This window comes from Spirulina subsalsa FACHB-351 (assembly GCF_026130165.1).
Lineage (GTDB): Bacteria > Cyanobacteriota > Cyanobacteriia > Cyanobacteriales > Spirulinaceae > Spirulina_A > Spirulina_A subsalsa_A.
In genome coordinates this window covers 43,963-50,330 of record NZ_JAIHOM010000024.1, presented here as the reverse complement: position 1 = coordinate 50,330, position 6,368 = coordinate 43,963, and the positions used below count along the sequence as shown (strand labels likewise).

Below are 6,368 nucleotides of genomic sequence, written 5' to 3'. Positions count from 1 at the left end.
AATGGACAGGCGTTAAGCAGTGTTAGACCCCAATCTGGGGCGGTTGCTTGTCTGTCTACCCATCAGGAGTCCACTTAATGTGGACAGACTGGGAATCCCCGTGCCTTTAGGCCGGGGAGGATGTCAACTCCTCCTAGCACTAAAAAACCGTGCTAGAAGCACGGGGCTTGTATCCCATTATTGTCGGTCAGCGTCGGGGCGCTTACTTGCCCTCTAATTCCGAAAAGCGGATAATATCCTCATCCCCCAAAAACTCGCCATTTTGAATTTCAATCATCACCAAGGGAATCACTCCCGGATTTTCTACCCGGTGTTTCGTATTCATCGGCACATAGGTAGATTGTTTCTGCATTAACAGCGTCTCCTGACCATCACAAATCACCTTTGCCGTCCCAGCAACGACGACCCAGTGTTCACTGCGATGATAGTGCATCTGGGTGCTAATATGACTGCCCGGTTTTACCTCAATGCGATTGATGCGATACCGTTCCCCCTGTTCCAACATCGTCACCGTTCCCCAAGGACGTTCTTCAACAACTGCACCTTCAGGAATATCAGCCCCTTTGACCTCAGAAGGACTCTCTGTTACCGTTGGGGTAGAGGCATTGGTTTGTTCTTCGCTCATGGTGTCTTGCTCCGCAATATTGGGCAATATCGTTTAGATTGTGGTCTAGTTTCTATTCTATAGCGTTTCCATTTAAGTTTTGTAATCCACAAAGGGAACAGGGAACACCGGATCTGGGAACAGTATACAAGGGTTACAAGGAGCTTGAAGTATTATGAGAAACTTCCCTGAGAGTTGATCAATGATTTGGAAACGCTATACCGAGCCAATTCAGTCACGAACCCACCGTTAATTGCTGTCGCAATCTAACGGGGGCTTGAAAAAGCCTATATTGATCAAGGCAACTGGACATGGAACCCATGGATATTCTTGAGATTCTTAAAGCCGATTATCAACGCTTCCCCCAAGACCAAACCTATGGCATTTATCACCCCCAAGTCTATTTCAAAGACCCCCTAACGGAATTTCGCGGACTGGCACGGTATCAACAGATGATCCAGTTTTTCCAGACTTGGTTTAAAGCCGTTCAGTTAGACCTCCACGCCATCGAACAGCAACAGGAACAAATCCTCACGAGCTGGACTCTCCACTGGACCACTCCCCTCCCTTGGCAGCCCCGCATTGCCATTCCCGGTCACAGTGTCTTAATCCTCAATGACCAAAATCAGATCATCTCCCATCTGGATACTTGGGACATTTCCCCCTGGGATGTGGTGCGTCAACATTTTTTTTCAGGCAAAACCCGTTAAAGTGAATATATGTAAATACTTCTCAGAATTCTTCAGTGGGAGTTAGGTGACTCATGCGCTTAATTTTAATGACGGGTAAAGGTGGGGTAGGTAAAACCTCAGTGGCAGCCGCTACAGGTTTACGTTGTGCAGAATTGGGCTATAAAACCTTGGTGCTAAGTACAGACCCGGCCCACTCTTTAGCGGATAGTTTTGATCAGGAAATGGGTCATGAAGCCCGTCCTGTGGTAGAGAATCTCTGGGGGGCGGAATTAGATGCCCTGATGGAGTTGGAAGGCAATTGGGGGGCTGTGAAACGCTACATTACCCAGGTGTTGCAAGCGCGAGGATTGGATGGGGTACAAGCGGAAGAGTTGGCCGTTTTACCGGGGATGGATGAGATTTTTGGTCTGGTGCGTATGAAGCGCCATTACGATGAGGGGGATTATGATGTCCTGATTATCGATTCTGCACCCACGGGGACCGCCTTACGGTTGTTAAGTATCCCGGAGGTGGGGGGATGGTATATGAGAAGATTTTACAAACCGTTACAAGGAATGTCGGTGGCACTGCGGCCCCTTTTTGAACCGATTTTCAAACCGATTACGGGGTTTTCCTTGCCGGATAAGGAGGTAATGGATGCACCTTATGAGTTTTATGAACAGATTGAGGCGTTAGAAAAAGTCTTAACCGATAATACTCAAACCTCGGTGCGTTTGGTGACTAATCCCGAGAAAATGGTGATTAAAGAGTCTCTACGCGCTCATGCTTATTTAAGTTTATACAATGTGGCGACGGATTTGGTGATTGCTAATAGGATTATTCCTGATGAAGTGAGTGATCCGTTTTTCCAACGTTGGAAGGAAAGTCAGAAGCAATATAAGGCAGAAATTCATGAAAATTTCCATCCTTTACCTGTGAAGGAAGTTCCACTTTTTTCTGAGGAAATGTGTGGGATGGAGGCGTTACAAAGGCTGAAAGGATTGCTTTATCCTGATGAAGATCCGACCCAAGTTTATCATAAGGAAAATACGGTGCGGGTGGTTCAAGGAGGGGATCATTACAGTCTGGAGTTGTATTTACCGGGCATGACGAAGGATAAGATTCAGTTGAATAAGTCGGGGGATGAGTTAAATATTCGCATTGGTAATCATCGCCGTAATTTGGTTTTACCTCAATCCTTAGCGTCTTTACAACCCAAGGGCGCAAAGATGGAGGAGGATTATTTAAAGATTCGGTTCCAACCGTAATGGATTGACCTTTGGTCTGTTGGGTTACGCTGGTGCTTTGCCCAACCTACAGATCGCGAAACAATTATCAATTATCAATTATCAATTATTTTGTTGGGTTACGCTGTCGCTTCACCCAACCTACAGATCGCGAAACAATTCTCAATTCTCAATTATTTTGTTGGGTTACGCTGTCGCTTCACCCAACCTACGAATTCAAGCGTTAAGGGGGGATATGATGAAACGGATTTTGGTGATTGACGATGAAGATGATATTAGAGAGGTTGTGCAACTTAGTTTAGAAGTGAGTGGCGGATGGGAAGTATTTACGGCGGCTTCGGGAAAGGAAGGGATTGAAATTGCAAAGCAACAACGCCCGGATGTCATTCTTTTAGATGTGATGATGCCGGATTTGGATGGGATGGAAACTCTTCACCGTTTGCGCAGTCAAGGGGAAACGGTGGAAATTCCGGTTATTTTACTAACGGCTAAGGTGGCGAGTTATATCCAAAATGATCCCAATTACTATCAGTTGGGGGTCTGGGCTATTCTCCCTAAATTATTTGATCCTTTAACTTTCGGGGCGAAGATTTTGGAAATCTTAAGTCAACCCTCAACGACTCACTCGGGCTAAAGCCTAACAACGAGCCAAGGATTTTAAAGCAATTCCTGCCGCTCTTCTAAATGGTCTTCAATCTCAGAACGAGTCCACCACAGAGGACGCATTTCTTGCTGGGCATATAAGGGGATTTGATCCCCTCGGTGGGGAGAGTGGGGCTGGGTGGCGTTACCGTAAGGGTTGAGGACTTTGGCACGCAAGGGCTGGGAAAATTCCATCGCTGCCATATACCCATCTCCCCCCACGACTTGAAATTTTTGTTCGCCATCTGGGGAAATATCTAGTACACGAAAACTCCCTAGTTTTCCAGAAGCCCCGCTAGCTGGGCGTTCTACAGTTCCATATTTTAAGCGCACACAATCCCCCCATTCTACATTAATCTTACCACAAGCAAATTCCAGTTGTAAAGTACTATTTTCCAGAATTGAAACCGCTTGTTGCGGATTGCTTAATCCTTGGGGGGTATTGAGGGGATCTGCGGGATTCCAAGGGGTGGAAAAGAGGGATTGTTGATTCATAGAGAGAAACCACATGGCAAAGAGTGCGGCACCTTTACTGTTAGCATTTGCTTGTCTATCCCAGTGGGAGAGGATATTTACCGCTTGTTGGATGAGAGGACGAGGGGAATCTTGGGCTGCATTGATGAGATCATCAAGGATACGATCGGCAAGTTCTAGGTGGCTGGAAAATTTGGCATCTATTACCTGTTGTAATGTCCAAGATGGAGAATCTAGGAGCATTTTTAGGGAACGTTGTGTCCGAAAAATGTCAAATGCTCCGGTTAAGGAATTGGGGGCAAAATAGGCAGGATAGTGGTCAGGTTGTAGCAGAGGTGGGAAGGTGCTAGTCCAGGGAGGATCGTTGGTATTTTGTAGCCAACCTGTGGCAGGATTGACCAGTTGGGGTAGGTCTTGATAGGGGTGATAATCAGTCCAGAGGGTGTTCGTTTGATGGCCGGGGATTGTTTTTTTCCAGTCTTGCCAATTGCCTTGGGAATGTTGGGGGATGAGGGCGTTAAAAATGTAGGCAATTTCTCCGGCTTGATCGGCGTATAAAATATTAAATAGGGGCAGTTGTAATTGAGACATGGCCTGTTGAAATTGTCGGAAATTGCGGGCTTCTGCCATGTGTAAAAATTGGGCGAGGAGGTGGGGACGGTCTAAGCCTACGACTTTGAGGGCGATCGCCTTTTGCTGATTTTTCTCTAGAATTACGCCGTGGATGGAGCGTTCAATGATTAGGGATTCGGTGCGAAAAGTGCCGTCAGATTGTTTAATTTTGAGGTGTTTTTCCTGCTGCTGAAAGGGACGAACTCCCCCCTCCCATTGATAGCCGTCTGGGGCTAGGGTGAGTTCGTAGAAGGTTCTGCCGTTGTGGGTGTTGACGGTAGCGGTCCAGCCGAGGTGTTGATTAAAGGCGATCGCCAACATGGGCATTCCCACTAAAGCCGCCCCATAAAGTTTGGTCTGGGGGGTTTCCCAATGGGCTTCATACCACAAATAAAAGTCCCGCCAAGGGAGGTGAGGATTGGCGAGGAGTAAGGCGTTTTGGCTAGCAGAATGACTGGGTGCGATCGCCCAACCATTGGACCCTTGAGGGAGTAAGGGAGTCCTGAAAGGAGGACTGAGAAACTGGAAATGAATCACCCGTTGCAGATGGGCTAAAACATCGACTCCCGTAAGGGGAAATACCACCTTTAAGGACTCTGCTAATAACTGGGGATGGTCTTGGGCATAACGATTCATTCCCCCAGCAAAAGCGTCTAAATAGCGCCGCATTTGGGGCGTTTGGGAACGATACCATTGTTGGGCCCGTTCGGGAATCCCCATCTGATGAACATAGCGGTCTGACGGGAGATAATCCTCGCCCCAATATTCGGCAGCCTTACCTCGACTTTGCCCATACAGGCGTAAAATTAAGTTGCCGTGACTGTGCATTTGGGCATAGCCAAATCCGGTTAAAACTTGTTCTAAATCCGGGGCGAAAATGTGGGGGACTCCCCAACTATCCCAGAGGATTTCTGTGCGCTGGCTGGTCATCTGACTGGACATTCCCAAGGAAAGGACGAGAGCAATGGTACAAAGAAGCAGGGAACACCACAAGCCGGGGCGTTGAGTTAAAATCATTGTTACGTTAAGCTAGTGAACAGGATTCAGCATTAATAATGGATTATCACTTATGGATTCTCCTATGTTTCATCCTGTTGCTCCTTTTACCCCTCAACAAATTGTTTATTTAGAAGCAAATCTTGAACAGGAATCTTGTGGCTTTTATGGGCGTCTTTATGCAGAAGTAATTCAATGGATTCCCCAGCGCGGGATGTGTTGGGTGCGCCCTCTTTTCTGGGCAAAATATTCAGGAACAGCAACAGACCCTCAGACGGATCCTCAAGTGGAGGATCTGCGACAAGCCTCGGATTTAGTCTGGCCGGATCATGCTTTCCAAGTGGCTTTAGATACGGAAACGATTCCGCTTTTGATGCAACTCAATCCCAGTGAGGGATTGATCCCTGATCCGGGACAACAGGCGATCGCAAGACAACGCTTAAATCGGGTGATGAAATTTTTTTGGTCAACTTGAGACACTACACACTAGACACTAACTGAACTCGTCCGGCATCCATTTCCGCCATCAGCAATTCTAATGCCTCATAGTCTACCTCAGAAATATGACCCAAGCGGGTCAATTCCTCATTAATGCCATTTTCAATTTCCGGGGTGAGTCTCTTAATATAGAGGGCTTTTTCTACTAAGAGTCGAATGATATGTGAAGTATCCACGATGGTTCCAGCAGAATTTGATTTGTCCCTCATCTTCTGCTAGTTTCCCGCGAACTCCTGTGATCTTTTTACAGGTCATCTCGTGATTTTTGTCACAGCTTTATTATTTCATCATAAAAAATTCCCCTTGATTATTTAATCTTCTTTTCCCTCTGATTCTAGAAAACCGCCAATTTTCAGCGAGATCAAGCCTCAACTGTCCAAAAAAATGTAAAGTTTTCCCAAAGAAAAACCTAGGTAATCTCAGCAGAAACACGGATGCCAACGCCCTGAAGTTTTGCGTATTTTTCAGCAGTTCTCCTCTTTTAGGTTAAACTTTTTCCAGAATCCTCTCGTTACCGAGGGAACTTTATACCATGTTTTGTGCATTTACACAAGAGATAAATGTGGAGAAAAAGATTAAATTTAGGGTCAACAATTTTGTCCTGCCCCAAAATTTGCTATCTTT

General features: G+C 46.3%; 7 protein-coding genes. 4 read left to right on the top strand and 3 right to left on the bottom strand.

Features of this window, described 5'->3' with window-relative positions; all coding sequences use genetic code 11:
- Nucleotides 1-202: 202 nt before the first annotated feature.
- Nucleotides 203-625, bottom strand: a complete 423-nt coding sequence (locus K4A83_RS06835) for a phosphomannose isomerase type II C-terminal cupin domain (RefSeq protein WP_265263712.1) — start codon at nucleotides 623-625, stop codon at nucleotides 203-205.
- A gap of 299 nt (nucleotides 626-924) precedes the next feature.
- On the opposite strand from K4A83_RS06835, the gene K4A83_RS06830 reads away from it, so the two are divergent.
- The 3 genes from K4A83_RS06830 (at nucleotide 925) to K4A83_RS06820 (ending at nucleotide 3,156) form a co-directional block, all read left to right on the top strand.
- Nucleotides 925-1,314, top strand: coding sequence for a DUF2358 domain-containing protein (locus tag K4A83_RS06830; RefSeq protein ID WP_265263710.1), 390 nt, complete (start codon nucleotides 925-927; stop codon nucleotides 1,312-1,314).
- A gap of 53 nt (nucleotides 1,315-1,367) precedes the next feature.
- Nucleotides 1,368-2,543 carry a TRC40/GET3/ArsA family transport-energizing ATPase gene (locus K4A83_RS06825; protein WP_265263709.1) on the top strand — a complete coding sequence of 392 codons (1,176 nt, stop codon included), beginning with the start codon at nucleotides 1,368-1,370 and terminating at the stop codon, nucleotides 2,541-2,543.
- Nucleotides 2,544-2,760: 217 nt separating this feature from the next.
- Nucleotides 2,761-3,156 (top strand): response regulator, encoded by a 396-nt coding sequence (locus K4A83_RS06820; RefSeq protein WP_407809925.1) that lies wholly within the window; start codon nucleotides 2,761-2,763, stop codon nucleotides 3,154-3,156.
- A gap of 23 nt (nucleotides 3,157-3,179) precedes the next feature.
- Here K4A83_RS06820 and K4A83_RS06815 read toward each other — a convergent pair whose 3' ends face one another.
- Entirely contained in the window at nucleotides 3,180-5,267 is a 2,088-nt protein-coding gene (locus K4A83_RS06815; protein ID WP_265263707.1) for an acylase, read from the bottom strand.
- Between the two features lie 64 nt (nucleotides 5,268-5,331).
- Between K4A83_RS06815 and K4A83_RS06810 the strand changes: the two genes are divergently transcribed.
- Nucleotides 5,332-5,721 (top strand): hypothetical protein, encoded by a 390-nt coding sequence (locus K4A83_RS06810; protein WP_265263706.1) that lies wholly within the window; start codon nucleotides 5,332-5,334, stop codon nucleotides 5,719-5,721.
- Between the two features lie 4 nt (nucleotides 5,722-5,725).
- On the opposite strand, the gene K4A83_RS06805 is transcribed toward K4A83_RS06810, so the two are convergent.
- Complete coding sequence (locus K4A83_RS06805; protein WP_407809923.1) at nucleotides 5,726-5,953, bottom strand: hypothetical protein; 228 nt, start codon at nucleotides 5,951-5,953, stop codon at nucleotides 5,726-5,728.
- Nucleotides 5,954-6,368 lie beyond the last annotated feature (415 nt).